This window comes from Collinsella aerofaciens, assembly GCF_027679495.1.
Taxonomy (GTDB): Bacteria; Actinomycetota; Coriobacteriia; order Coriobacteriales; family Coriobacteriaceae; genus Collinsella; species Collinsella aerofaciens_AK.
In genome coordinates, this window is the sequence record NZ_JAQEKC010000001.1 from 1 (window position 1) to 22,883 (window position 22,883).

The 22,883-nt window shown below is 69.1% G+C and carries 27 protein-coding genes; all 27 read right to left on the reverse strand.

Going from position 1 to position 22,883, the window contains the following annotated elements; translation table 11 throughout:
* Window positions 1–425: 425 nt before the first annotated feature.
* Window positions 426–1,385 carry an endolysin-like domain-containing protein gene (locus tag PGW49_RS00005; protein ID WP_270224853.1) on the reverse strand — a complete coding sequence of 320 codons (960 nt, stop codon included), beginning with the start codon at window positions 1,383–1,385 and terminating at the stop codon, window positions 426–428.
* A gap of 2 nt (window positions 1,386–1,387) precedes the next feature.
* Complete coding sequence (locus PGW49_RS00010; protein ID WP_195193167.1) at window positions 1,388–1,693, reverse strand: hypothetical protein; 306 nt, start codon at window positions 1,691–1,693, stop codon at window positions 1,388–1,390.
* Between the two features lie 10 nt (window positions 1,694–1,703).
* Complete coding sequence (locus PGW49_RS00015; RefSeq protein ID WP_195193166.1) at window positions 1,704–2,117, reverse strand: hypothetical protein; 414 nt, start codon at window positions 2,115–2,117, stop codon at window positions 1,704–1,706.
* A 3-nt stretch (window positions 2,118–2,120) separates the two neighbouring features.
* Window positions 2,121–2,264: a hypothetical protein gene (locus PGW49_RS00020; protein ID WP_270224854.1), complete on the reverse strand. Its 144-nt coding sequence runs from the start codon at window positions 2,262–2,264 to the stop codon at window positions 2,121–2,123.
* 6 nt (window positions 2,265–2,270) lie between these two features.
* A complete protein-coding gene (locus PGW49_RS00025) occupies window positions 2,271–2,441 on the reverse strand; it encodes a hypothetical protein (RefSeq protein WP_270224856.1) in 171 nt (56 codons plus the stop codon).
* 3 nt (window positions 2,442–2,444) lie between these two features.
* The gene (locus tag PGW49_RS00030) at window positions 2,445–3,389 is read right to left on the reverse strand and encodes an RNA-directed DNA polymerase (protein ID WP_270224857.1); all 945 of its coding nucleotides are present in this window, start codon (window positions 3,387–3,389) and stop codon (window positions 2,445–2,447) included.
* Window positions 3,390–3,784: 395 nt separating this feature from the next.
* Window positions 3,785–4,147 (reverse strand): four helix bundle protein, encoded by a 363-nt coding sequence (locus PGW49_RS00035; RefSeq protein ID WP_270224859.1) that lies wholly within the window; start codon window positions 4,145–4,147, stop codon window positions 3,785–3,787.
* A gap of 106 nt (window positions 4,148–4,253) precedes the next feature.
* Window positions 4,254–5,471: a DUF6273 domain-containing protein gene (locus tag PGW49_RS00040; protein WP_270224861.1), complete on the reverse strand. Its 1,218-nt coding sequence runs from the start codon at window positions 5,469–5,471 to the stop codon at window positions 4,254–4,256.
* Between the two features lie 2 nt (window positions 5,472–5,473).
* Complete coding sequence (locus PGW49_RS00045; RefSeq protein ID WP_270224863.1) at window positions 5,474–6,163, reverse strand: BppU family phage baseplate upper protein; 690 nt, start codon at window positions 6,161–6,163, stop codon at window positions 5,474–5,476.
* Window positions 6,164–6,180: 17 nt separating this feature from the next.
* Window positions 6,181–6,426 (reverse strand): hypothetical protein, encoded by a 246-nt coding sequence (locus PGW49_RS00050; RefSeq protein WP_270224864.1) that lies wholly within the window; start codon window positions 6,424–6,426, stop codon window positions 6,181–6,183.
* On the reverse strand, window positions 6,416–7,534 hold the full coding sequence (locus PGW49_RS00055) for a hypothetical protein (RefSeq protein WP_270224865.1): 1,119 nt from the start codon (window positions 7,532–7,534) through the stop codon (window positions 6,416–6,418). Before PGW49_RS00055 ends, PGW49_RS00050 begins: the two co-directional genes overlap by 11 nt.
* Entirely contained in the window at window positions 7,531–9,945 is a 2,415-nt protein-coding gene (locus PGW49_RS00060; protein ID WP_270224866.1) for a fibronectin type III domain-containing protein, read from the reverse strand. The genes PGW49_RS00055 and PGW49_RS00060 overlap by 4 nt, the downstream gene beginning before the upstream one ends.
* Before the next feature lie 3 nt (window positions 9,946–9,948).
* Entirely contained in the window at window positions 9,949–12,363 is a 2,415-nt protein-coding gene (locus PGW49_RS00065; RefSeq protein ID WP_270224868.1) for a phage tail tape measure protein, read from the reverse strand.
* Window positions 12,356–13,033: a Gp15 family bacteriophage protein gene (locus tag PGW49_RS00070; protein WP_270224870.1), complete on the reverse strand. Its 678-nt coding sequence runs from the start codon at window positions 13,031–13,033 to the stop codon at window positions 12,356–12,358. Before PGW49_RS00070 ends, PGW49_RS00065 begins: the two co-directional genes overlap by 8 nt.
* Window positions 12,996–13,457, reverse strand: coding sequence for a hypothetical protein (locus PGW49_RS00075; RefSeq protein WP_270224872.1), 462 nt, complete (start codon window positions 13,455–13,457; stop codon window positions 12,996–12,998). The genes PGW49_RS00070 and PGW49_RS00075 overlap by 38 nt, the downstream gene beginning before the upstream one ends.
* A gap of 109 nt (window positions 13,458–13,566) precedes the next feature.
* The gene (locus PGW49_RS00080) at window positions 13,567–14,274 is read right to left on the reverse strand and encodes a phage tail tube protein (RefSeq protein ID WP_270224873.1); all 708 of its coding nucleotides are present in this window, start codon (window positions 14,272–14,274) and stop codon (window positions 13,567–13,569) included.
* Window positions 14,275–14,277: 3 nt separating this feature from the next.
* On the reverse strand, window positions 14,278–14,682 hold the full coding sequence (locus PGW49_RS00085; RefSeq protein WP_270224875.1) for a phage tail terminator protein: 405 nt from the start codon (window positions 14,680–14,682) through the stop codon (window positions 14,278–14,280).
* A gap of 11 nt (window positions 14,683–14,693) precedes the next feature.
* The gene (locus tag PGW49_RS00090) at window positions 14,694–15,017 is read right to left on the reverse strand and encodes a minor capsid protein (protein WP_270224876.1); all 324 of its coding nucleotides are present in this window, start codon (window positions 15,015–15,017) and stop codon (window positions 14,694–14,696) included.
* 8 nt (window positions 15,018–15,025) lie between these two features.
* Window positions 15,026–15,355 (reverse strand): putative minor capsid protein, encoded by a 330-nt coding sequence (locus tag PGW49_RS00095; protein WP_270224877.1) that lies wholly within the window; start codon window positions 15,353–15,355, stop codon window positions 15,026–15,028.
* A gap of 5 nt (window positions 15,356–15,360) precedes the next feature.
* Window positions 15,361–15,699 (reverse strand): hypothetical protein, encoded by a 339-nt coding sequence (locus PGW49_RS00100; protein WP_270224879.1) that lies wholly within the window; start codon window positions 15,697–15,699, stop codon window positions 15,361–15,363.
* Between the two features lie 2 nt (window positions 15,700–15,701).
* Window positions 15,702–15,881: a hypothetical protein gene (locus PGW49_RS00105; RefSeq protein ID WP_270224881.1), complete on the reverse strand. Its 180-nt coding sequence runs from the start codon at window positions 15,879–15,881 to the stop codon at window positions 15,702–15,704.
* Window positions 15,881–16,786 carry a hypothetical protein gene (locus PGW49_RS00110; RefSeq protein ID WP_270224882.1) on the reverse strand — a complete coding sequence of 302 codons (906 nt, stop codon included), beginning with the start codon at window positions 16,784–16,786 and terminating at the stop codon, window positions 15,881–15,883. Before PGW49_RS00110 ends, PGW49_RS00105 begins: the two co-directional genes overlap by 1 nt.
* 13 nt (window positions 16,787–16,799) lie before the next feature.
* Entirely contained in the window at window positions 16,800–17,330 is a 531-nt protein-coding gene (locus PGW49_RS00115) for a hypothetical protein (protein WP_270224884.1), read from the reverse strand.
* Window positions 17,331–17,536: 206 nt separating this feature from the next.
* Window positions 17,537–17,806: a hypothetical protein gene (locus tag PGW49_RS00120; protein ID WP_270224885.1), complete on the reverse strand. Its 270-nt coding sequence runs from the start codon at window positions 17,804–17,806 to the stop codon at window positions 17,537–17,539.
* A gap of 4 nt (window positions 17,807–17,810) precedes the next feature.
* Window positions 17,811–19,730: a phage minor capsid protein gene (locus PGW49_RS00125; protein WP_270224886.1), complete on the reverse strand. Its 1,920-nt coding sequence runs from the start codon at window positions 19,728–19,730 to the stop codon at window positions 17,811–17,813.
* Window positions 19,730–21,136, reverse strand: a complete 1,407-nt coding sequence (locus PGW49_RS00130) for a phage portal protein (RefSeq protein ID WP_270224888.1) — start codon at window positions 21,134–21,136, stop codon at window positions 19,730–19,732. The genes PGW49_RS00125 and PGW49_RS00130 overlap by 1 nt, the downstream gene beginning before the upstream one ends.
* Window positions 21,137–21,139: 3 nt before the next feature.
* Window positions 21,140–22,687: a PBSX family phage terminase large subunit gene (locus PGW49_RS00135; protein WP_270224890.1), complete on the reverse strand. Its 1,548-nt coding sequence runs from the start codon at window positions 22,685–22,687 to the stop codon at window positions 21,140–21,142.
* Window positions 22,688–22,883 lie beyond the last annotated feature (196 nt).

The window sequence follows — 22,883 nt, forward strand, 5'->3', positions numbered from 1 at the left end:
GCGGTCACGAGCGGGGGCTCCTGTCGTTTCCGTGCCCCTGGATTGGGTCATAGTGTCTGTCACGTCCAAAACATCGAGGTTAAGTGGCCTCCTGTTCGTGCGGAACTCGCGACAAACTTAATGCCCGGCCCGTCGGGGCCACACGGCACGTTGTAGAAGGCGGCTCGCTTTTCGGAATTGGGCTGATATTTCAAGATGTAAGACGCTCTTGGTCCTAATGGGCTTGGGGCGCCTTCGCGTTTCCTCAGCTCCGCACCCTTGCGGGTTCGAATCCCTCCGCTTGCCCACAAGAAAGCGCCCTGGGCCGTTATGGGCTCAGGGCGCTCAATTTTAATGGCTGGGCTGCGGAGACTTACGGCGAACACCTCCATGTACGCCCTGCCCTGCGGCTTCGCCGTCGTGGGGGAGTCACCGCGCCTCGCGCGCTAGGCCTTGTACAGCCCGCGCCTGATCGCCTCGGCCACCGCCACGTTCGTGTTAGTGCCGTGGTAGCCGTCGGCCCCGTCCGGGCCGCACGAGATGCCGTTGGCGATCAGCCAGCGCTGGTGCTGCACGATGGTGCCGGAGTTCATCTGGCGCGCCTGCACGCCGCAGAACTCGGGGTAGACCTTGCAGCCCACCTTCTTCTGCAGCGCCAGCACCATGTCCGAGCCGACGCCCTTGCCGGTCTTCGCCCACTCGATACCGCCGTCGGTCGCCCAGAAGTGGGTCTTGTTGGCGAGCCACTGGCCGGAGACCACGCCGTCCACGGTCGTGCCGAGCTGCTTCTGGATGGCGCGGGTGAACTTCGGGCCCCAGTATCTGGTGTCCCCCAGGTCGGTGTCGGTATTGTCGGCCACCTCCGTGTTCGAGCCGGATAGCGTCTTGCCGTCGTTCAGCCAGTACAGCGTGCCGTCCCACGGGTAGCTGTAGTACGGCTTGATGTTGCTCTCGCGCCCCGTCTGGTCGCCCTTGGTGCCGCTGATCGTGCCCTTCTCGCTGATGCTGAACTGCGCCAGCAGGTCGCCGCGGGCGGAGCCGTAGGGCGAGACGCACACGGCTGTGTGGCAGCGCTTGTTGACGTAGATGTCTCCGCGCTGCGCGGACTTGACGCCCATCTTGCGCCAGCCAAATAGTCCTGTTTTCAGAAGCTGCTCGACCATGTTGCCGGTGTAGCTGGCGCCGTACGTGTTGACGCCGACCGCGCGCAGGGCGGTGATCACCGCCGAGCTGCAGTCGCGGTCGCCGCCTGCGACGGTCACGGTGGTGCCGTCGGACAGCGTGACGGTCTCCGTGGTGCCGTCTCCCATGCGGGTGTACTGCGAGTATCCATGGCCGCTGCCGCCGTCATGGGTGACGAGGTGCTCCATGACCTGCGCGAACGCCTCACGCTGCGTGATGGCCATGGCTAGTCCCCCTTGACCTCGCCGAGCGCCAGGAGGGCGTCCAGCCACTTATCGGTCACGCCGACGGCCTTGAAGGAGGCGTAGGCCACCTGCACGCCTCCCACGCACGCGAAGATTGACGTAACCCACGCCGACGCGTCGGTCGGCATGCCGCCGGCCATGGCGGTGAGTGCGCCGCACAGCGCCGAGACGGCGATGGCGAGCCAGCGCGCCGTGTTGCCGCCCATGGCCTTGGATTTAATAGCCTGCACGATATAGGGCACGACCAGCACCGTGCACACCGTCAGGCCCGCCTGAATCTCTGTCATTCGATTGCTCCTATCTGTCTGATTCCTTGTCGTACAGCAGGTCGACGCGATCGCAGATGTGGTCCACCTTGGCGGCCATTCCCTGGCTGCGCGCCTGGCTGTGCGCGAGGTCCGAGTGCAGCACCTCGTTCGAGGCCACCACGGACTCCATCAGCGTCTTCATGGCCTCCATGAGGCTGTTGGACCTCTCCATCTGCGCCGCGATGCGGCCCTCCATTTGGGACCGTTCGCGGTCGCGCTGCGCCCGCTCGGCCACCTCCTCCTGCTTGCGCTCCTCGCGCTTCAGATCCAGGGCGCCCTTGCGCTCGTTCTGCTTCTTGTACTCGTCCAGAAACTGGCGGCCGAAGTAGAACGCTATGAGGCCGAGCAGGACGCCGCCGAGCCATTCCGGGCCGAACGGCGCGAACAGGCTCAGTACCTCCACGGCCTACTCCTCCTTGGACGCGATGATGGCGTCGCGCTCTCGCTTGGTGATCTTGCCGGCAGCCAGCAGCTGCTCCAGGCTCTCGTCGTTGTAGAAGCCCTTCAGGTACCACTTCTGCACGCGCTGCGCGAACTTGCTCAGCTTCATGGCCATCTACTCCACCTCCCCGGGTGCGGTCTCGTCCTCGTCGTCGATCGGCAGCTCCACGTCGGCGCAGGCGGCCACCAGCTCGGTCAGCGCCTCCTGGCGCTCGATGCGGCTGGCCAGGTTCTCCTGCTCGCGCGCGGCGGCCAGGTCGTCCGGGGCCTTCTTGATGTTCAGCATCGGCTACTCCTTCCATAGTCCCTTGTACCAGGCGTCGGAGCGCCTGATCAGCCCGAAGCTGTCACCCTTGGAAGCGTGGTCGCGCCAGCCCTGGTAGCTCCCGTCCACCTCGGAGCGGTACATCTTGCCCGTCTGCGCCAGCCGAGCCATGCGACGGATGCGGCGGCGCATGTCCTTGACGTTCGACGGCTTGACGAACATGAGGGCCTTCCCCGTGTCGGTCAGGTGGAAGTCGAAGCCCAGGAACTCGATGCCGTCGCGCAGCGGGTACACGCGCGACTTCTTGGGGTTCAGCTCGAAGCCTAGGGTATGCAGCGTGTCGCCGAAGGCCGCCATGGCGCGCTCGGCCTCCTCGCGGGTGGGCAGGATGGCCACGGCGTCGTCCATGTACCTGATGTAGTTCCTGATGCCCATGAGGTCCTTGGCCATGTGGTCCAGCGGGTCCAGCACGCTGATGCCGGCGATCTGTATCATCTGGCTGCCCGGGTTGTACCCGACCTCTCCCGGGTACTGGTTGCGCATGACGGCCCGGGCCATGGCCATGATCTCGGGCGGCAGCTTGCGTGAGAACGCGTCCTCGGCCACCTCGTGGCGCATGTTCGGGTAGTAGCCGGCCACGTCCATCTGGCACACCCAGCCGTTCGGACCGTGCCTGCGGTAGTGGCGCCGCATGAACCCCTTCAGCCTCTCGCGTGCGTAGTCGGTGCCCTTGTCCTCCTGGCAGGCGCAGTTGTCCTTGACGAAGCCGCGCACCATGCGGGGGTAGATGCTGTTGTCGTTGAGGCTGCGTTGGAACACGCGGTCGGCGAAGCCCACGCTCACGATGGTGCGGCGCTTCGGCCTCGTTATGTCGAACTCGCGCGTCTTGCCGCAGCGGAACGTGCCGTCCTGCAGCTTGCGGCTCATGGCCAGCGTGCGCTCGGACAGGTTGAGCATGTGGCTCGCCACGCTGTCCTTCCAGATCACCCCGCGCCGACACTTCCTGGCGCTCTCCCTCAAAGCGAGGAACCCGACGACGCCGTTAAGCTCGCCGGGTTCCAGTTGTGGTTGGGGTCCGGGGCGCACTGCAGCCGACCGCGTTCCAGCCGCGTCGGCGTCGCCCCGGCGTTGTTCGGCCCTCTCGGGCTCGGGGTCGCGGCTCCCCGCGCCGGTTTCGCCCCGCTCCGCGGCTGTGCCGCAGGCTTCGGTGGGGCTTGCGCCGGTTCGGTCGGGAGCGCAGCGATTACCGTTCTGTGCGTTGTTGTTGTTGACGTTGCCGGACGAGTTCACGATGAACGTGTTATTGCCGTTGTTGCGATTAGCGGAACGCGTCCAGACGTTCTGTTCAGCCGCGGCCCCAGCTATCACAGACGCCCGTATCTCTTGGCGTCGGATGCCCTCCATGCGTCGATCTCCTCGCGGAGGTCGACCGCCATGCCCGTCCAGTAGACGGCCCGGCGCTCTGTCAGGTGCATTACGTCCCATGCGAGGTCGATAAGGAACAGCAGCTCGCGGCAGCACGTCATGGCCATGTCCTGCAGGCGACGGCGCTCGGCGTACAGCTGCGCGTCCTGGCGCACCCGGATGTTGTTGGCGCACCAGATGAAGCGCGCTATGTCTATCGCCGCGGCCTTTATCTTGTCCGTGACTGCCGACTGCCCCGGCTTGAACACCTTCTCGTTGGCCGTGATCTTCAGCACGTACTCGACGAGGTCGCAGGCGTCCACGAACACCTTCAGCTTGCTCTTCTTCCTCAGTCTCCTGGGTACAGACAAGGCGGTCTCCTATCGGTAGCGGGGCGGGCGGTGGCCCGCCCCGGATTGTGGTTGATGATTAGATGGCGCGGGCGGGAGCGCAGCGATTACCGTTCTGTGCGTAGCCGCCGCTGACGCCGCCGGACGAGTACACGAAGAACGCGTTACTGCCGTCGTAGCGATAAGCGGAACGCGTCCAGACGCTCTGTGGGCTGGTCTTGCCGTTGATGGCGTAGGTGATCAGCTGCGGCCACGTCTGCCAAAGCGCCAGCGGCGTCGGGGACTGCGCGATGCGCGCCCAGTACTCCCAGGCCTCGCCCTCCTTGCCCTTCATGCCGGACTCGTTGAGCGCCAGGAAGTGCTCCTCCAGGCTCGGCAGGAACACGAGGTCGTAGGTGGTGTCCAGCACCGGCTCGTTGGCGGTACCCTCCTCGCAGTAGGGCACGCCGGTGACGACCTTCACGCGGCGCATGACGGCCAGCTCCTCGGCGGGGATGCCGTCCAGGAAGCCGTGCTTGCCGACGTACTCGGGCGGGCGGTCCCACTTGTTCTGGGGCTTCCACCAGTTCGTGCCCTTGCCGTTGAGGTACTGGCGCAGCGCGGACTGGCTCCAGCGGTTGTAGCCGTAGGCGCAGCGGTAGATGCTGTTCATGTTGCCGTCCGGCTTGGTGCCGATGGTTCCCAGGCTCGTGCCCTGCGCGCCCTCGCTCATGCCCACCGTCTCGATGGGGTCGGCGTCGGCGACGGTCTTGTAGGACTTGACCTGCCGCGTGCCCGGGTCGCGGTCCGGCGCGTACTCCATGCCGGCCAGCACGCCGCCCTTCGGCACGTCCTTGGCGAGCGTGAACTGGTAGGTCTTGCCCTTGACCACGTTGGTGCCCCACGAGGTGCCCATGGTCAGGTTGTAGGTGCCGGCCGCCAGCGCCTGCTCGCAGTACCAGAAGGCCTCCTTCTGGTCGAACTGCGTGCCGAACGGCAGCGTGTGGTGCCATTCGATGATGGTGCCGGGCAGCTTCTCGCCGTCCTGCAGCTCCAGCACCTCCGGGAAGTGGCACACGTCGTTAGGCACGTCGTAGGCGGTGCCGCCGTCCGGGTCGGTCCAACGGGAGGTGATCTGGTCGCCGATGCCGAGCACGTATGGCGCCAGGCCGTCGCGGCTCATGCGCGCCAGGCCGTCCCAGTCCGTCTTCAGCGCCGCCACCTTGTCGTGCGCCATCGCCTGCAGCGCGCCCGCGATGGCGCGGCCCGTGTCGTCGGTGATGACCGGGTACTCGACGATGCTGTCGTTCTCTGCCATGTCTAGCCCTTCTTCTTTACTCTCACGGCCACGCAAAGCTGGCCCTTGCTGTTGACGCACAGGCCGTTGGTGAGCGCCAGCACGTCGCGCTCCCACTCGGCCATCTTCTGGCTGTAGTTGCTGGCGCGCTCGGCCTCGGCCGTCACGCGCTCCGCCTCCTTCGCCACGCGCGCCTGCTCCTGCGCCGTCGCGGTCTCCGTGATGGCCGTGCAGGCGTTGATGGCGGCGGTGGCCTGGCGGGTGATCTCGTCGGCGTTGGCGGCCATCTCGGTCGACTGCTCGATGATGCGGTCCAGCATCGGCACGTAGGCGCCGGTGACGGCGTCGGTCAGGTCCACGTTGTCCAGCACCTCGATGCGCAGGCTGTTGGTGGAGCCCGTGAAGTCGCGGCCGACGATGCGGAAGTAGGCCATGGTCACGGAGCCGCGCACGGCCGCCACGGCGTCGGGGAAGCGGTAGGTGAACTGGCCGCCCTGCCCCTTGTCGACCACCTCCTCCATGATGGGGAAGCCGCCGGCGTTCTCAGCCATGAACGAGACGGTGCAGTCCGTGAGGTCCAGCGCCACGCCGTCGTCCATGATCTGGAACGTGCGCTGGAGGCTCCGCGAGTCGCCGCGGCGCGCCCTCAGCGCGATGACTGGCATGAACTGGGTGCTGGACTTCTGCAGGTCCAGCGTCAGAATCTCGCGCATGCCGTTCCTTTCTCTCTCTATCCGATAATCCCGAGCACGACGCAGCCCGCGGGCATGACCAGGACGAGCGCCGTGTCGCCGGCCTTCGGCGAGCACGACGCCAGCTTGCTGCACGGCGTCGGCTCGGTCGAGCCGCGCAGCCTCACGTTCACCGTGGGGCCGTCGACGGACAGCACCGGCGCGCGCGTGTGGTAGTCGGCGGCGGTCCTCTCGGGCCACAGCGCCGCGGCCAGCCGGTCCGCCAGCTCTCCGCTAGGCGTCATTCCTCCACACCACCTCTCCAGCAGTCGTCACCTTGAAGTCCGGGCGCAGCAGGCGCCGCATGGTGTGCGTGGTCTCGCCGCCCAGCCCGAACTCGACGTCCTTGGCGGTGATGCCGCCCAGCCGATCGACGCCGGCCTCGCGGTAGTCGAGCAGCCCGCACTCGCCGACGCGCGACGGGATGAACAGGCCGTGCACCTCCACGTAGTCGATGCGGGTGGAGTTGTCCAGCAGCCTCTTGCGCGCGGCGGCCTTCAGCGCCTCCAGCATCTTCTCGGGCGTGTCGCCGGACAGCTCGGTCACCTCGTCGTCCAGCTGGCGCTCGCGGCGGCGCGTGACGGTCGAGGCCGCGCTGCGCGGGTCGTCGTTGCGCGCCTCGGCGTACAGCCCCACGTTGTCGTCCTCGTACCACAGGCGCACCACGTTGGGCGTGTCGGCGCGGTTGTCCCTCACCGTTACGGAGGGGAAGAACACGCTGGTCTCGTCGTCTCGGAACGTCCACGACGGCGTGCGCTCCGTGGGCTCGACGTAGGGCTGCATCTGGACGGCGCCCCACGCGTCGGTGGTCGCGCTGCCGAAGTCGGCGGCGGACAGCAGCCAGTTGGCGATGCCCAGCCACTTCTCGTCGCGCTCGAACGTGTGCGCGCCGCTCAGCCTGTGGGACGACGGCGCGGCGTTGACGACGAGGCCGAGCGCGCGCAGGAAGCCGGCGGCGGTGTCCACGGTGGGCGTGCCGGCGGGCAGCGTGAGCGGGTAGCCGGGGCCGGTGGAGGCCGCCACGGTGAGCATGCCGGACAGGTCGGCGCTGCCGCTCACCAGCGAGCCGTCCAGGTCGGTCTCGCCCAGCTCCAAAAAGCCGGTCACCACGGGCCCCTCCCAGCTCTCGCCGGCGTCGTCGGTGAAGCCGTAGTACACGCGCACGGCGTCGTCCTCGTCGGGCACCGTGGAGCCCTTGTAGTCGATGGAGCCGGTGGCCTTCAGCTCCTTGAACTGGCTCTCGGAGGACTTGCCGCCGGTGATCTGGCCGTAGTCCTCCGCCTCCTCCATCCCCGGCCACTTGACGCGCCGGAACGTCCAGTGCTCGTGGTAGCGGTTGCCGTGCCACCTCATAGGTCCTCACCGTCCAGCCTCGTTACCTCCAGGCTCACGCTCCACTCGCGCTCCGCGTTGCCCAGCGACGGCGCCAGCTTGGCCGTGGCCATGAACGGGAAGACGAAGCCGTACAGCGTCTTCATCACCAGCCGCTCGCCGCTGCACACGGCGCGGTAGAACGCCAGCGCCTCCTCGCGGCTGTGCATCGTCACGGACGGCGTGTGCTTCTCGGTCACGCGGTCGGAGGACACGCCCACCGGGTAGCGCCTGCCGGCCAGGAGGAACGTGGCGAACTCCGGCTCGACGCTGATCTCGTCGGCGGGGTTGTACCTGCCGCGGGCGATGCCGCCGGACCAGTAGACGAACACGTGGCCCGAGTCGACGCGCCCCGGGAACCTCGTCTCGCGCACTGCGCCGGACGCGGCTATGCTGGCGGTCTCGTAGGCGTAGTCCGTGTTGAGCGGCGCGTACTCGTCCGTGAGCTCCGCGCCGTCGTGCAGGCCGTCGGCCAGCAGCGTGCGCACGCCGCCGACGTTGCGCCAGACGCTCGCCGACTCCATGGGCGCGGCGCCGTCCTCGACGCCCGCGTGCACCGTGATGGCCACGCGGCCGGTCGCCGGGTCCGGCACTGCGTCGACGATGGCGGGCGCCGGCAGGCTGTAGCGCACCGATACGGAGCGCTCGGCCGAGCCCTGCAGCGTCGAGGACGAGCGGGCGGTGGCCGCCAGGCGGTACGAGGCGCCGTCGGCCGGCAGCCACTCGGACGCCGGTATGTCGAACTCCAGCCCGGCGGCGAGGTCGCGGCTGTAGACGGAGGTGCCCGCAGCGTCGTAGACGTTGAGCGTGCCGGCGGCCATGGTGCCGCTCGGGTCGCTGTAGCGCACGCGGACGTGCACCGGCACGGTCTCGACCGTGAAGCCGTCGGCCGGCTCCTCGATTGACAGCGTCGGCACCTGGCGCACGTAGGTGGCCACGGCCGGCGACCACGGGCCGTAGTCGGCATGGGCGCCCCTGGTGCGCACCTGCACGGACAGGCGGGTGTTGACCGCGAACGAGTTGGCCAGCGTCGCGCTCGACGCCGCCCCTTCGACGTTGACGGTCGTCCAGGTCCTGCCGTCGGTGCTCCAGCGCCACTGGGCAGCCGTCTGCGCGGAGCCGTCGATGGGGTTGTGGCGCCACGTGACGGCGATGGAGGCCTGCGTCTTGGGGATGACCTGCGAGGAGGACGGCGAGGTGACGGTGGGCGCCGCCGGCGCGCAGATGGTCACGATGCCGCTACTGGCCGTCCAGGCGCTCCTCAGCCCGCCGCGGGCGTTGCGGACGCGGTAGTACCACGTGCCGCCGCCGGGGTCGTCCTCGAACGACGTCACGTGGCCCTCGACGGTGCGCACCGCCGTCCACCGCTCCATGTCCTGGCTGCGCTCTATCTCGGCGGACGTGGCCGTGTTCGCCGGGTTGTCGAACGTGCCGCGCACGCGGGTGTTCGAGACGCGCGCCATGCTGATCTTGCCGGGCGCGGCGGGCGTGTTGTAGACGGTCTCCGTGTACACCCAGTCGGACGCGCCGGCCGAGTTTCGGCTGCGGACGCGGTAGCGCCACGAGTGGTTGGCGCTCGTCGAGCGGTCGGGGCACCGCGTGCCGGCGGGCTCGACCGCGGCGAAGTCGGACCACGCGCCGCCGTCCATCTGGCGCTGCACGTCGTGGGCGAGGTACAGGTCGTCGTTGCCCGAGCCGTGCCTGAACGTGACGGCGTTCTCGGTATCGCTCAAGCGGGCCGCCTTGACGTCCGTGGGCGGTGCCGGCAGCGTGCAGACCTTGCCCGTGTAGGTGTGCGAGCCGGCGTTGCCCGCCGCGTTGTGCGGCAGCACGCGGAACTCGTACACGCGGTTCGGCTCGCACGCGTACTCGCACTCCGTGTCCCCGCCGCCGACGTCCTTGTGGAGGGTGAAGTCCCCGCCGTCCACCGAGACGTCGACGTAGATGCCGGCGTAGGGGCGCGTGGTGGTGTTGTTGTTCCTCCACTTGACCTTGATCTTGCCGCCGTCCAGCACGGCGCTGCACTGGCTCACCGCGTTGGGCGCCCACGTGGGGACGTCCGGGCTGTACCGGGCGGTCACGGACGAGTTGTAGTGGACGCCGGACCAGCTCAGGTAGGAGATGGTGGCCGTGATGACGGCCTGCTCCCCGTAGTTGACCCAGCCGTAGTCGACCCAGCCGGAATCGCCGTACCAGTTGGGGCCGTACAGCTGCACCTGGCCGCCCCAGTTGCGGTCGACGATGGTGCCGCCGAAGTTGCCGTCGTCCACGCGGATGCTGCGCTTGTACTGGACGTAGGCGCGCCCCTCCTCCTGCGCCGCGGTCCTGCACTCCACGTACGCCCGCATGTGCGCGCCGGGGCCGGCCTTGTCTCCGAAGTATCCCTTCGCCATGCTCTATCCTCTCGCTCTCGTCGGGTTCGCGCGCTTGGCGTCCAGCACGAGGTCCACGAAGTCCTCCAGCGTCGCCAGGTCGCGCAGCTGCTCCATGTTCAGCGTGACGTCGCCTATGTTGTAGACGGTCGTGCCGCCGGCCCCGGCATCCGCCCCGCGTGCCGCCAGGCGGCGGGCCACGGCGTCCGCGTACGGGTCCATCTCGCGGCCGGACAGCGGCACGACGGCCTCGGGGCCGGCCTCGCCGATGCCGACGACGCTGGCGCCCATGGCGATGGCGCCGGTGCGGTACCAGCTCACCGAGATGGACGGCACGCTCGGCGGCACGAGGCTGAAGTCTCCGCTGATGGAGAAGTGCGGCAGGTTGATGTGCGGGAACTGCAGGTGGAGCCCTGCGAAGAAGCCGCTGATGGCGCTGAGCGCGCCGGACACGGTGCTCTTCGCGCCGTTCATCGTGCTGTCGATAACGGACTTGATGCCGTTGAACGCGCCGCTGATGGCGCCGGAGACGGCGTTGCACACGCCGATGAACACGGCCTTCACGGCGTTCCAGGCGCCGGAGACGATGGACAGGATGCCCTGCATGACCCCGTTTATCGCAACCATCGTGCCCTGCATAATCGAGGTCACGCCCTGCTGCAGCATCGTGAAGTCGCCGGTGGTCACGGCGAGGATCACGCCCAGCGCGGTCTGGAAGATGCCGGAGATTATCTGCCATGCGCCCTGTATGACGGTGCTCACGGCGGCCATGACGTTGGTCACGGTGGCCAGTATCGTGGCCAGCACCTGCGCCACGGTGTCCATGATGGAGGTCAGGATGGGCACGACGGTCGAGACGATGACGGTCAGCACGGCGCCGATGACCGGGCCCAGCGTGTCCATGGCCACCTGCACGGTCGAGACGATCTGGTCGAGGAACGCCTGCACGTACGGCGCGAGGAACGCGCATATCTCCTGCACCTTGGAGCTGATGGCGTCCACGCCGGCCATCACGGCGGCGCGGAACGTCTCGGACGTGGTCCACGCGGCGTAGATGGCAGCGGCTATGGCGGCTATTGCGGCCACCACGGCGGCGGCCGGCGCCAGCGGGATGGCCAGCGCGCCGCCCAGCACGGCGAAGCCCTCGGAAATGGCGGGCAGCGCCGCCACGACGGAGCCGATCACCATCAGCAGCGGTCCCAGCGCGGCCACGAGCGCGAGCACCACGGCGATGCCGGTCTGCACGCCCGCGGGCAGCGAGGCGAACGCCTCGGCGACGTTGCCTATCACGCCGGCCACGGCGGTGATGGCGGGGGCCAGCGCGGTGCCGAACGCGATGGACGCGGACTCGATGGCGCCGCCCATGTTCTCCAACGCCCAGGACAGCTCGCCCTTCTGGGCGTTGGCCATGGTCTCGGCGGCGGTGGCGTCGTTGGTGGCGGCGATGTACTTGGCCAGCCCCTCGCTGCCGGACTGCATCAGGATGGCGGCGGCGCGCGAGGCGTCGGAGCCGAAGATGGTCTGCAGCGCGGCGTCTCGCTCGGCGTCGCTCAGGCCGCCCAGCTTGCCGGTCAGCTCGTCGGCGATGCCGGATATGTCCTTCATCTTGCCGTTGGAGTCCCGGATGTTCAGGCCGTAGGCGGCGATGGCCTCGGCGGCCTGGTCAGTGGGCGCGGCGAGGCGCTGCAGCATGGTCTTCAGGCTGGTGCCGGCGTCGGAGCCCTTCACGCCGTGGTCGGCGAACAGGGCGAGCGCCGCGGCCGTGTCCTCCAGGCTCCATCCAGCCAGCGACGCCTGGGCGCTGCACTGGCTCATGGCCTGCGTGAGGTCCGAGACGTCGGCGGAGGAGGCGTTGGCGGCACCGGCGAGCGCGTTGGCGATGCGGGTGGCGTCCCCGGCGCCCAGGCCGAAGCTGCCCATCATCTGCACCGTGGTGGCCGCGGCGTCGGCGAGGTTGAGCTGGCCGGCGGCGGCGAGGTCCATGGACGCCGCGAGCGCGCCGCCCTTGATCTGAGCCTCGGTCAGGCCGCCCTTGGCCAGCTCCACCATGGCCTGCGCGGACTCGGTGGCGCTGAACACGGTGTCGGCGCCCAGCTGCAGCGCGAGGTTGCGCAGGCCGTCCATGTCGGCGGATGCGCCGCCCAGCGCGCCCTGCACCTGGCTCATGGCGTCGTCGAAGCTGGCCGCCACGGAGGTGGCCGCGCCGCCTGCCGCCACGATGGGCACGGTGAGCCCCAGCGTCATGGAGCGCCCCAGATCGGTGATGCCCTCGCCGAGCGCCTTGGTTGCGGAGCCGCCCTTCTTCAGGCCCTCCCAGTTGAGCTTGCCGTCCTTGCCCTTGATCTCCTCCATGGAGACCTTGATCTTCTTCAGGCCGGAGACCACGCCCTGGTCGTCCAGGCGCGCGAGGACGGAGACGGCGTTGGATGCGCTACCCATCGGCCCTCACCGCCCGCTCCGCTGCGGCGAACTCGGCGGCGAAGGCGGACGCCATGGCGCCGTTGGCCGCGTCCATGCGGCCGGCCTCGGTGCGGTCGGCGTGCAGCGCGAAGTGCGCCGCGCGTGCGCGGAACGCCTCCACGTATTCCCTGTTGTTCTTGTTCTCCCTGGGGCACTTGGCCGTGCGGTAGTAGATCGCCTGCTGCAGCGGCGTCTCGCCGGACTCCATCAGGCCGGCCACGAGGTCGAGGAACGCGCCGTAGCTCATGCTGCCGGCCACGGCGTCCCAGTCGAGACCGTACGCCTGCAGCAGCGAGGCGCGGATGCGCCCGGCGTCCTCGTCCCAGTCGAACACGGGCTCCTCACGGCCGGCGGCGCCCCTCGTGCCGTACAGGTCCACGCCCATGGCGTCCCACAGCACGGCGTCCACCATGTCCCAGAAGCCCTCGCGCCCGGCCGTCTCGATGGCGGCGGGCAGGTCGGCGAACAGCATGGCGGGGAGCAGCTGCTGCTTGTCCTCCTCGCTCAGCTCGGTGTCGGCGAACAGCTCGTTCACCAGCATGGCGTTGAGGGCGGAGTCGCACACGTCGTACTCCGCCCCCTCGTATTCGTAAGTTGTGCAGAACCGTCCGTTAACGGTCCCGCTTCTCGTCGTCAGGCTTCTGCGCATCTGCCACCACGTCCTGTAGGTAGTGCGCTGCCTTGCTCTGCTTCACGTCGTTCAGGCGGTCGAAGATCGCCTGGCACACGGTGGCGAATACCTGGACCATGACGAGGTTGCACTGCGCCGGCTTCAGCTTCACGCCGTCGCCGCACGCCGTGAGGATGGCGTCGTAGGACTCCTCGCCGATGCTCTCGACGATGATGGGGCCGATGATGGCGGCCATGTCCTCGGACAGCTTGTTCAGCTTCTTGCGGTCGAACGTCTTCTCCTTCAGCGTGTCGAGCGCGAGCGCCTGCTGGCGCGCCTTGATGCACTTGGCCGCCAAAGCGTTGACGGTGCCATCAGTGCAGTCGATGGTGCACTCCACCGTCTCGTCGCCGACCTCGACCTCGAAGCGCTCGAACGACTTCCTTACCTTCAGTGTCTTCATGGTTGCGCTGCCTTCCCATCGTGCGCTGCGTTCAAAGAGAAAGGAGGCCGGGGCTGCAGCGCGTAGCCCCGGCCTCCTCGGCAGATGTTCCCCCGGCTGTCGCCCCGCGCTACGCGGTGACGGTCACCTCCACGACGGTGGAGACGGACGGCTTGGCCGCGCACTTGACGGCCAGGCGGGTCTTGCCGGCCTTGATGCCGGTCACGGTGCCGTCGGCGGCCACGCGGGCGATGCCGGTGTCCTCGATGGCGAACAGGCAGCGCGTGGACGCGCCCTCGGGCAGCACGGACGGCTTCACGGCGGTCGCGGACTTGTTGACGGCCACGGTCACCTCCTGCGCCACGTTGACGGACTCGGGCAGCAGGGTGCCGGCGGCGGGGGTCACGACGGTGGCCACGCCGGAGCGGGACAGCGAGCACTTGAAGCTCGTCTTCTCGTTGGCGGCGCCGTTGGGGCCGTTGGCCGCGATATCGAGGACGGTGCAGGGCGCCTCGATGCACTTGCCGGTCGGGTCGGTGACGCGGTAGGTCGTCTCGCGCTCGGCGCCGATGCCGTCCTCGATGGAGGCCACGTAGTCCTGGAACGGGTCGCCGATCAGGCGGTGGCCCTCGACGCTGTACTTGGCGCTCACGCCGGTGACGTCGGTCTTGGTGTTGCCGCCGCCGTTGTAGTAGGCGTCCTCGCTCGTGCTCTCGCTGTTGTCCTTGCCGATGTTGGAGATGCCGGGTCCGACCCATGCCCAGTGGCGCTTGTCGCCGTCCGGGGTGGTGTCGACCTCGACCACGTGCTGGTAGTTCAGCGCGAAACCGATATCCATCTTCTAAAACTCCTTGATCTCGATGTGCGCGGTGGCCTCGACCACCCACACGTTGCGGCCGCTCTCGTCCCACTGGACCGGGCGCGGCTTCACTGTCTCGATGCGTATCATGCGGTAGCTGCCGTTGGCGCTGTCGAGCGGCACGGTCCGCAGCGTGCGCTCCGCCAGGAGCGCGTCCGCCATGGCGTCCAGCTCGACGCGGCGCGCGAAGAACAGGCTCAGGCGCACGGCCGTGTCGAAGGCGAGGTCGAAGTACCCGTCCTCGCTGCCGGGCACGCCGGTGCGGATGGCGCAGAACTCGGCGTGGCGCCGGGTGTCGGGCAGGTAGGTGAACACGTCGCGGACGCCGGCCGCCTCCAGGCGGCCCTTCACCACGTCCACGAGGTCCAGCGTGCCGTTCTCTTCCATGTGCGTGCCTCCTAGTAGTCCATGTACAGGCGCCGCGCGAACTCGCGCAGGTCGTCGCCGTCCTCGCGCTGGCACTTCTCGTCCCAGTGGTCGGTCGTCGCCGGGTCGGTGTGGTTCATCGGCTCGTAGTACTGCCGCGCCGCGTAGGGCGTGTTCCACGTGAGGATGCCCGCGCCGTAGTCGGAGTTGACCGGCTCGCTGGAGCGCAGCGGGGTCTCCAGCACCGGCACGTACTTGCGCATGGTGAACGCGCAGCGGCGCGCGTACAGCACCTGGCGCCTCTTGCACTCCGCCGGCGCGGTCGCCAGGTCGATGCCGGCGGTGATGACGTCCACGGCGATGCTCACTTCAGCTCGACCTCCCAGTGGTGCACGTGGCCGCGCTCGTCGACGTAGCGGGTGCACGACGCGACGCAGCACTCGGTGGCGCCGTCGACGGAGACGAGGCTGCCGGCCGGCAGCTCCATGGCCCCCGCCGTGTTCACGGCGTCGATGAACAGCAGGCCGGTCGTGGCGTCCTGCAGCTGGTAGTCCGTGGCGCGCACGGACGCCCTCTGCTCGTAGCGAACGCCCAGCAGGAGCCTCTTGTCGGAGAAGCCCTGGCGGCCGTCCACCTCCTCGGGCACGCGCACCTCGGCGCGGCTGGGCAGCAGGCGCTTGGGTATGGGCACCATGCAGATCACCCCAGACCCTGGTACAGGAGGCCGGAGCCGGACAGCGCGCGGCGCACCGCCCGGTCCATCGCGGCGTCGTAGCCGCCGCCCTGCCCCTGCTCGATGGTGAGCGAGCCCAGGCGGACGGAGCCGGACGCCTCGATGCCGCCGGAGAAGCCGTACGCCGCGTCGACGTCCAGCGCCGCGCAGACGGCGGCCTTGTACGCCTCCACCTGCACCTCGCCCTCCGGCTCGTTGAAGCCGATCACCTCGCGCACGGCGGCCACGGCGGCGCCCAGGTGCGGGCGCACGTCGTCCCACGTGTTCGCGCCGTGGTAGTTGGCGCTCTCGACCTCCGGCAGCATGGCTACTCCGCCTCCGCTGCCTTGGCCGCGGCCCTCTTGCGCGGCTTGCGGGCCGGCTTCTCGGCCGGCTCCTCGGGCTCCGCCGCCGGCTCGGGCTCCGGCTCGGGTACCTGCTCCTGGCTGGCCTCCGCCGGCTTCTCGGCCGGCTCCTCGGGGAAGGTCAGCCCCACGATGGTGGCCATTAGGCGGTCACCGCGACGTGGGCGTAGATAAGGCCCTTCTTCTTCAGGTACACGATCAGGTCGTGGTACAGGCGGTACTGCCACTTGTGGGCGTCGTCGTCCTGGTTCACGTCGGGGGAGAAGTAGCGCAGCTTCTCGTGCTTGGAGATGGCGGCGGCGGCCTCGGGGGCCATGACGATGAAGTTCAGCGCCTTGCCGTCCTCGGCCTTCTCGTAGCCGCCCTTCTCCTCGCCGGAGGTGGTGCCGTCCAGCAGCTTGATGGCGGAGTAGAAGCGGTCGCCGGCCACGCCGATCATCTTCATCTCGTCGTAGGTGCCGAAGTTGCTGTTCGGGGACTCGCCGGCGGACAGCTGGTACTTGTTGGACAGGCGCAGCAGCTTCTTGGTGGCGGCGGAGTGGTAGAACAGGCACTGGGACAGCTTTACGCCGTGGTCCTCCATGCACTGCTCGGCCTCCAGCACGGCGGCCACGGTCTCGTCGGCGCCGGACAGGTCCTTCTTGACGGTGGTGCCGGCGTTCTGGGTGAGCTTGGCGAAGCGGATGGCGTCCACCTCGGGCACCACCTTGGTGCGGGCGAACTCGCCCATGGCGTTGGCGGAGACGATCTTGGCGCGCTCGTCGTCGTCGAGCACGTCGATGTTGAACTCGCGGTCGCGCTCGTACTGCAGCTGGTAGGGCTGCCAGGTGACGGAGATGCCGCCCTTGGTGAAGCCCTGGCCGCGCTTGTGGGTGGCCAGGCCGTCCATGTCGAGGCTGGCGATCTCGATCTTGCCGTTGCCGCTCATCTCGCCCAGCAGGTCCTGGTTCATGTTCAGGTCGCCGGTGACGGTCTCCTGCGCGATGACCTTGTCCAGTCGGGTGGTGAACTTGTCGATGCAGTTGGCTAGGTTGTTGGTTGCAGCCATGTGCTGCTCCTCTCTACTTCTTCAGGCCGAAGGCGCGGTCGAGCGCCGCGTCGTCGTCCTTGGCCGCGCCCACGGGCTTCAGCCCCGTGGAGCCGGTCTTCTTTGCTTCCTCGAACAGGTACGGGCAGGCTTCCTTCAGCTTGTCCACGTCGCCCTCGTAGTCGTCCAGCAGCGCCTTGGCCGCCTTGACGTTCTTGCACCCGGCGATCTCCAGGCGGTAGGCCGCCTTCTCGCTCGCCATGGACGCCTTCATCTCGTCGAGCTTCTTCTGCAGCTCCTCGCGCCCCTCCTTGGTCTTGGCCGCCTCGTCGAGCTGTGCGCGCAGCTTCTCGATCTCGTCGTCCTTGGCCTTCAGGTCGCGCTCGTACTTGTGGCGGTTGACGGTCGCGCCGCCATCGCCGCCCTGCGGCTCCGTGGTGCCGCCTGCCGGCTCGTTCGCCGGCGCCTGGGGCTGCTGTGCCTGGGTGCCGTCGCCGGCACCCCCTGCGGGCTGCTGGCCCTCCTGCGGGTCGGTCTGCTGCCCCTGCGGTTGCTGTGCTCCCATGTCCGTACCAGTCCTTTCCGGTGTTTGGTTGCCGCGCTTCTCTGCGCGCTTCGGTACTTGCAGCTGTTGCCGCCGCTGCCGCGCCGCACCCCGTTGCCGCCGGGTGCCCGCGCAGCTTGGATGGTCGGGCACGTGTCGCCCGCCAAAAGGAAGGGCCGCCCCTGCGGACGGCCCTCGCCTCGTTCTGTTCGGTTGTGTGTGTTTGGCTATGCCAGCGCGACCTCGCGCGCCTGCTCCATCTCGGCCTCGGCCGCCGTCGGCGCCTGCCCGGTCAGGATGGACGGTATCGACGGCATGGGGTAGCTTGCCGCGCCGCTCGCCTTGTCGATGGCGATGGGCGAGCAGCCGGGAACGACGTCGGCCACGGAGTCTCCAACGGAGAAGAACCAGTGCACGCCGCCGTCGAACGCGGCGGTGAGCCGCTGGCCGTCCGAAATGGCGGCCTGCGCCAGCTTCTTGGCTTCCTTCAGCTCCATATCGTCACCCCTTCCTGCTCGTGCAGCACAGCTCTATCGTGTCGGACGGGTCGAGCCCGTCGATTCTCGATGCCATTGTACCGCCCGGCTTCGCCAGTTTGAAGTACCCAGATACGTCGGCCCTGCCGCTCTGCGGGTCCATGTACCTGATCTCGCCGCCGATGTTCTCGGCAGCGAACACGTGCGCGCCGCCGCCGCGCTTCTTCGGCCATATCACGTATACCTCGGCACGGGCTCCGTCGCCCCAGCTCTTCAGCAGCTTGTCGCATCCGCTCTTGCCGCCGCAGCGCTTCCACTCCTGCCCGTCGAACACCTTGGACCACTTCCCGTTCATGGGGTCGGTGTCCTTCGGCATGCCGTTCTCGTCGACGATTCGGGGCTTGGCCACTACGTCGAAGCCGCGGCGGCGCATCTCGTACGACGGGACGCACCGCTGGCAGTTCAGCGTCCACTTCGGGTCCCTCGATGTGAAACCCGGGTTCACCGCCGCCAGGTCGGCCTCGCGGCCGTGCTCCCCTGCGATCTTGAGGAATTGCCTGCGACCGTCCTTCACGGGCGTGACGCCCGGCATGGCGGCGTTGAACATACGGCGCTGCTCGCCGGCCGTGAGCGTCGAGAAGTCGGACGCCTTCATGCCCTGCAGCTTCATCTCCTCGGCCACGGCCCTGGCCACGGCGGTACGGCTGGCGCCGGCCCTCGCCATCGCCTCCCGGGCCGCCTTCCCGTCCATCAGCTGCGCCAGCGTGCGGCCGCTCGACTTGACCCATGCGCCGCCGGGCATGTCCCCGGCCCACTCGCGCGCCGGGTGGCGGTGCAGCACCGGGTGCCCGGTCAGGCTCTTGGCGTTGGACTCCTTCACCAGCCGGCGCATGGCCTCCTGCCTGCGTGTCAGCAGGTCCTGTGCCCTCACGACCTCGACGCGCGCGGCGTTGGTGGGGGAGACGTCGTAGCACTTGCGCGCGCCTGCCAGCTCGCGCTTGGCCTCCCGGATGGCGCGCTCCCCGGCGCGCTGCCTCTGCTCCAGTTTGTAGACCTCCTCGCCCGGCAGGCCGCTGGCGTGCTTGGGGTCGCGCTCGTAGGCGCGCGGCGCGCCCGGCAGGTACGGGCCGAACGAGTGGCGGCAGTTGGCGCCCAGTAGGCCGTCCACCGAGCCGTAGCCCGTGGCGGCCTCCAGCCCCTCGTACGAGCGGCCGTCGATGCTCACGGCGCCGCGCCAGCCGTACACCTGCCCCTGCCACGCGGCGTGGCTCGGGCGCGCGTTGGGGTGGCTCGAAACCTCGACCAGCTGCACGCCGTACTCGTCCATGGCCCTCGCGGTCATGCGGGCGCCGTCCTGGGCGATCTGGGTGCGCACGTGGCGGCGCACGGCCACGTCCACGCGGTTGCGCACGGTGAGGTTGCCGGCGGCGTCGCGGTACTGCACCACGCTCACGCCGTCGCGCTCCAGCCTGCGCACGGCGCGGTGCAACGCCTGCTCGGCCGTTGAGGCGCCGGAGTTCACCCGGGCGATGGCCTCGGTGGAGGCGGACAGGAACGCGTCCAGGGCGCCCTGCTCCATGTGCAGGTTGTCGCGCTGCAGGATGGCGGCGAGCCCTCGCACGGTGGCGTCCATCTGGCGCGGCCACGCCCTCTCCGTGCCGGGCCTGCCCAGGCGCTCCATGTCGTCGGCGTCGGACGCCCTCATGAACTTCTCGACGGTGGCGCGCAGCTCGGCGTCCACCTCGCCGGCGTGGCGCTCGATGATGCGGCGCAACTCGTCGGCGTGGGTCTGGCCCAGCAGCGCCGCGGCCGTCACGCTCCTGGAGGTCACGCCGGCGCCGGACAGCATGAGGTCCACCAGGTAGTTCAGCATGTCGGCCTCTATGCCGCGGTACACGCGCGCCAGCGCCTCGCCGGCCTCCTCCAGCGCCTCCGGGGACAGCATCAGAAGCCCTCGTCGAGCAGCTGGGCGGAGGGCACGGCCGCGGCCGCCTCCTCCTTGCTGAAGCCGTGCCAGTCGATCAGGTAGCGCTGCTTCAGCTCCGGGACGCCCAGCGCGGCTATCTCGGCCAGCGCCATGTTCTTCTCGGTCTGGGTGTCGGCGATCACGGAGTCGTCGAACTGGACCTTGACGGCGCCGAAGTCCTCCTCGACGGCCGCGCCGCAGTGGATGCGGGCGCAGTTGAGCAGGCTGGTCACCACGCGCTGGACGGCGCCGCGCAGCACGTTCTCGTGCTTGCGCACGTTGCGCATGAGCGCGGAGTTGTCGGCCGCCACCTCGGTGGCCGTCTTCAGGCCGCCGGACTTGTCCAGCGCGAAGTACTGCTGGCCGAAGCCGCACAGGTCGCCCAGCTCCGCGAGCGCCATGTCGAAGGCGGAGCGCAGCGGCTCCACGCGTATCTCGGGGCTGTAGATGCTGATCAGGTTCTTGGTCGGGTCCTGGCCGGCGAGGCGCCGGAACAGGCGGCCCTCGATGCGCGGCGAGGGTATGACCTTGCCGTTCTCGCTGCGCACGTCGACCATGCTCTCGTCCACGAACACCTTGGCGGCGGTCAGCTCGACCTCCTGGAACATGGAGTCGTAGGCGAGGTCCACGGCCTTGATGGCGTCGAGCGCGTCGGCGAACACGGACTGGCCGAACGGTGACAGGTCCACCACGGTGTTCTCCAGCGCGGGGCGGATGATGCCGAACGTGGGGCAGTCTTGCAGCGTGTCGAAGTCGGCGATGACGCCGGCGGCCTCCGCGTCCTGCTCCTCGCCCTCGCTGAACAGGTAGGTGCTGATGTGGTAGGTGCCGGTCACCGGGTCCGGCGCGTGCACCTGCAGCTGGTCGACGCGCTTGCCGGCGACGGCGGCGCGGGTGACGAACGCGCACGCGCTCACGCCCTCCTCGTCCCATGACAGCGGGCGCACCATGCGGGCGTCGTAGCGGCGTACCTTCAGCTCGGCGCCCTCGTCGCGCACGTCCAGCCACAGCGCCCACGCGGCGGTGCCCAGCGCGAACGCCTTCTCCACGACCATCTGGCCGGTGGGCCAGAAGTTGGCGCGGTCCAGCCAGTCCTGCAGCCATTTGTTCGCCCCGTCGGCCTCCACGCTCACCTGCGTGTCGTCGGTGATCAGCAGGCTGGCCCACTCGAACGCCACGCGCTTGGCGGGACGGATGCTCATGCGGTTGCGGGTGCGGCGGCGCCCCTGCAGGTCGGTGTAGCCGTCCCGGTACCAGTCGTCCTTGCCGCTGTACCAGTCGAACCACGACTGGATGTAGGTGTCCATCGAGGTGTCGACGGCGTACCCCAGCTCCTTCAGCTTCTTGGTCACGTGCGCCGGCACGCTGAACTCGTCCACTGCCATGCCCTATGCCACCTTCCTGTATCCGCGCGCCCTGCGCGCCTCGTCCATCGTTGCGTAGCGGGTAGCGTCCACCCAGTGGTCGTTCCCGTCGGGTATCTCGTTGAGCACCTCGCCGTCCGGCGTCTGCGCGTACTCCAGCGCGCGCACCTCCGCGGCCAGCCTCGGGCAGCGCTCCGGGTCGATGACCCATTCGGACAGCGACTGCAGGAAGCGGTACGAGGCCATGCGGCCCGGCTTGCCCTTGCCCGCCGCCCTGGCGTTGACGCCGTGGTCGCGCTGCACGGCGATGGCCGTGGGGTCGGCGTCGTCGGACAGCACCGGCAGGTGGTGGTAGGCCGGGCGCCCGTCGCCGCCGTCCCACGTGAGCAGCGCCTTGACGCGCTCGGCCTGCCCGTCGGGCGGCAGCTTGTTGGCGCCGTCCTCGCAGAAGGTGAGCAGCGCGCGGCCGCCGGGGCGCCACTCGCTGCCCGTGACGGCCCACGGGTCGGGGTACCAGCCGAAGTCCTGGCCGAAGCGCAGGCGCTCGAACTGCGCCACCTCGTCGTCCGTGATTGCGCGGAACACCACGTTGTCGAACACCTCGGTGCCGATGCCCACCGGCTCGCCCAGGTACTCGTGGCGGTACGCGCGCTCGTCGGCCGCCTTCAGGCTCTCGGCGTCCTCGATGAACTGCCCGCCCAGCCACTCCGGCGGCACGTCCAGGTAGGTCGAGCGGAACACCGGCAGGCCCGCGGCCTCGCGGCGCTCCATCTCGGCGTTGACCCAGCAGCGCGCCGAGCGCGGCGGGTTGAACGAGTACAGGCGCACGCAGCCCTCGCCGCCGCGCGTGAGGGACTGCGTCACCTTGCGTATCTCGGCCATGCCGGCGAACTGGTCGGCCTCCTCGAACCACGCGCAGCCCACGTAGCCGAACGGCACCTTTATCGACTTGATCTTGTTGGCGTTGTCGCAGCCGCGGAAGATGATCTTCTGCCCGGTCGAGCGCCTGGTGATGCGCAGCGTGGACTCGGGCATGTCGTACCCGTCCTCCAGCCCCAGCGCGCGGATGGCCCACACCACCTGGGCGTAGGCCGCGTCGCGCAGGTCCGCCTTGCGCTTCATGAGCACGACGGCGTGCTGGTCGGGGTGTGACTCGATGTAGCTCACGACCTCCAGCGAGCAGAACGAGGACTTGGTGGAGCCTCGGCCGCCGGCCAGCCATATATCGCCGCGGTGGCCGCCGGCGATCATGCGGTGCGGCTCCAGGAACGGCGGGGCCAGCAGCAGCGCGAAGTCGCGGCAGAACGCCGCGCCCTCCTCGGGCGCCTCGTCGGGCAGCCACTCCATGAGGCGGTCGGAGGCGTCGGCCAGCGCCTTGACGGCGGGCGCCATCTCCTTGTCCGCCAGCGAGTGCCGCTCCACGGCCTCGCGGCCCTTGCGCAGCAGCAGCCCCTGGGCGTCGATGATCTCGGCGCGCGTGACGGTGGCGGCGCGGGCGGCGGCCTCCTGCAGGGCCCTGAGCCTTGCCGATACCTTGCCGGTGGCCTCCAGGCGGCACGCCGCGCTGTCCACGGCGCTGTCCTTCCACTTCGCGGAGCCGGGGTATGCGGCGCGGTAGGCCGCGCGCTGCGTGGCCCCCTTCGCCCTCTCGCGGGCGTACGCCTCCTGCGCGGGCGTGAGTATGTCGGTCCTGTTGCTTCCCATGGGCGGCAGTGTCGGGCACGTGTCGCCAAAAGCGAAGGGGCCGCCCCGAAGGACGGCCCCGTGG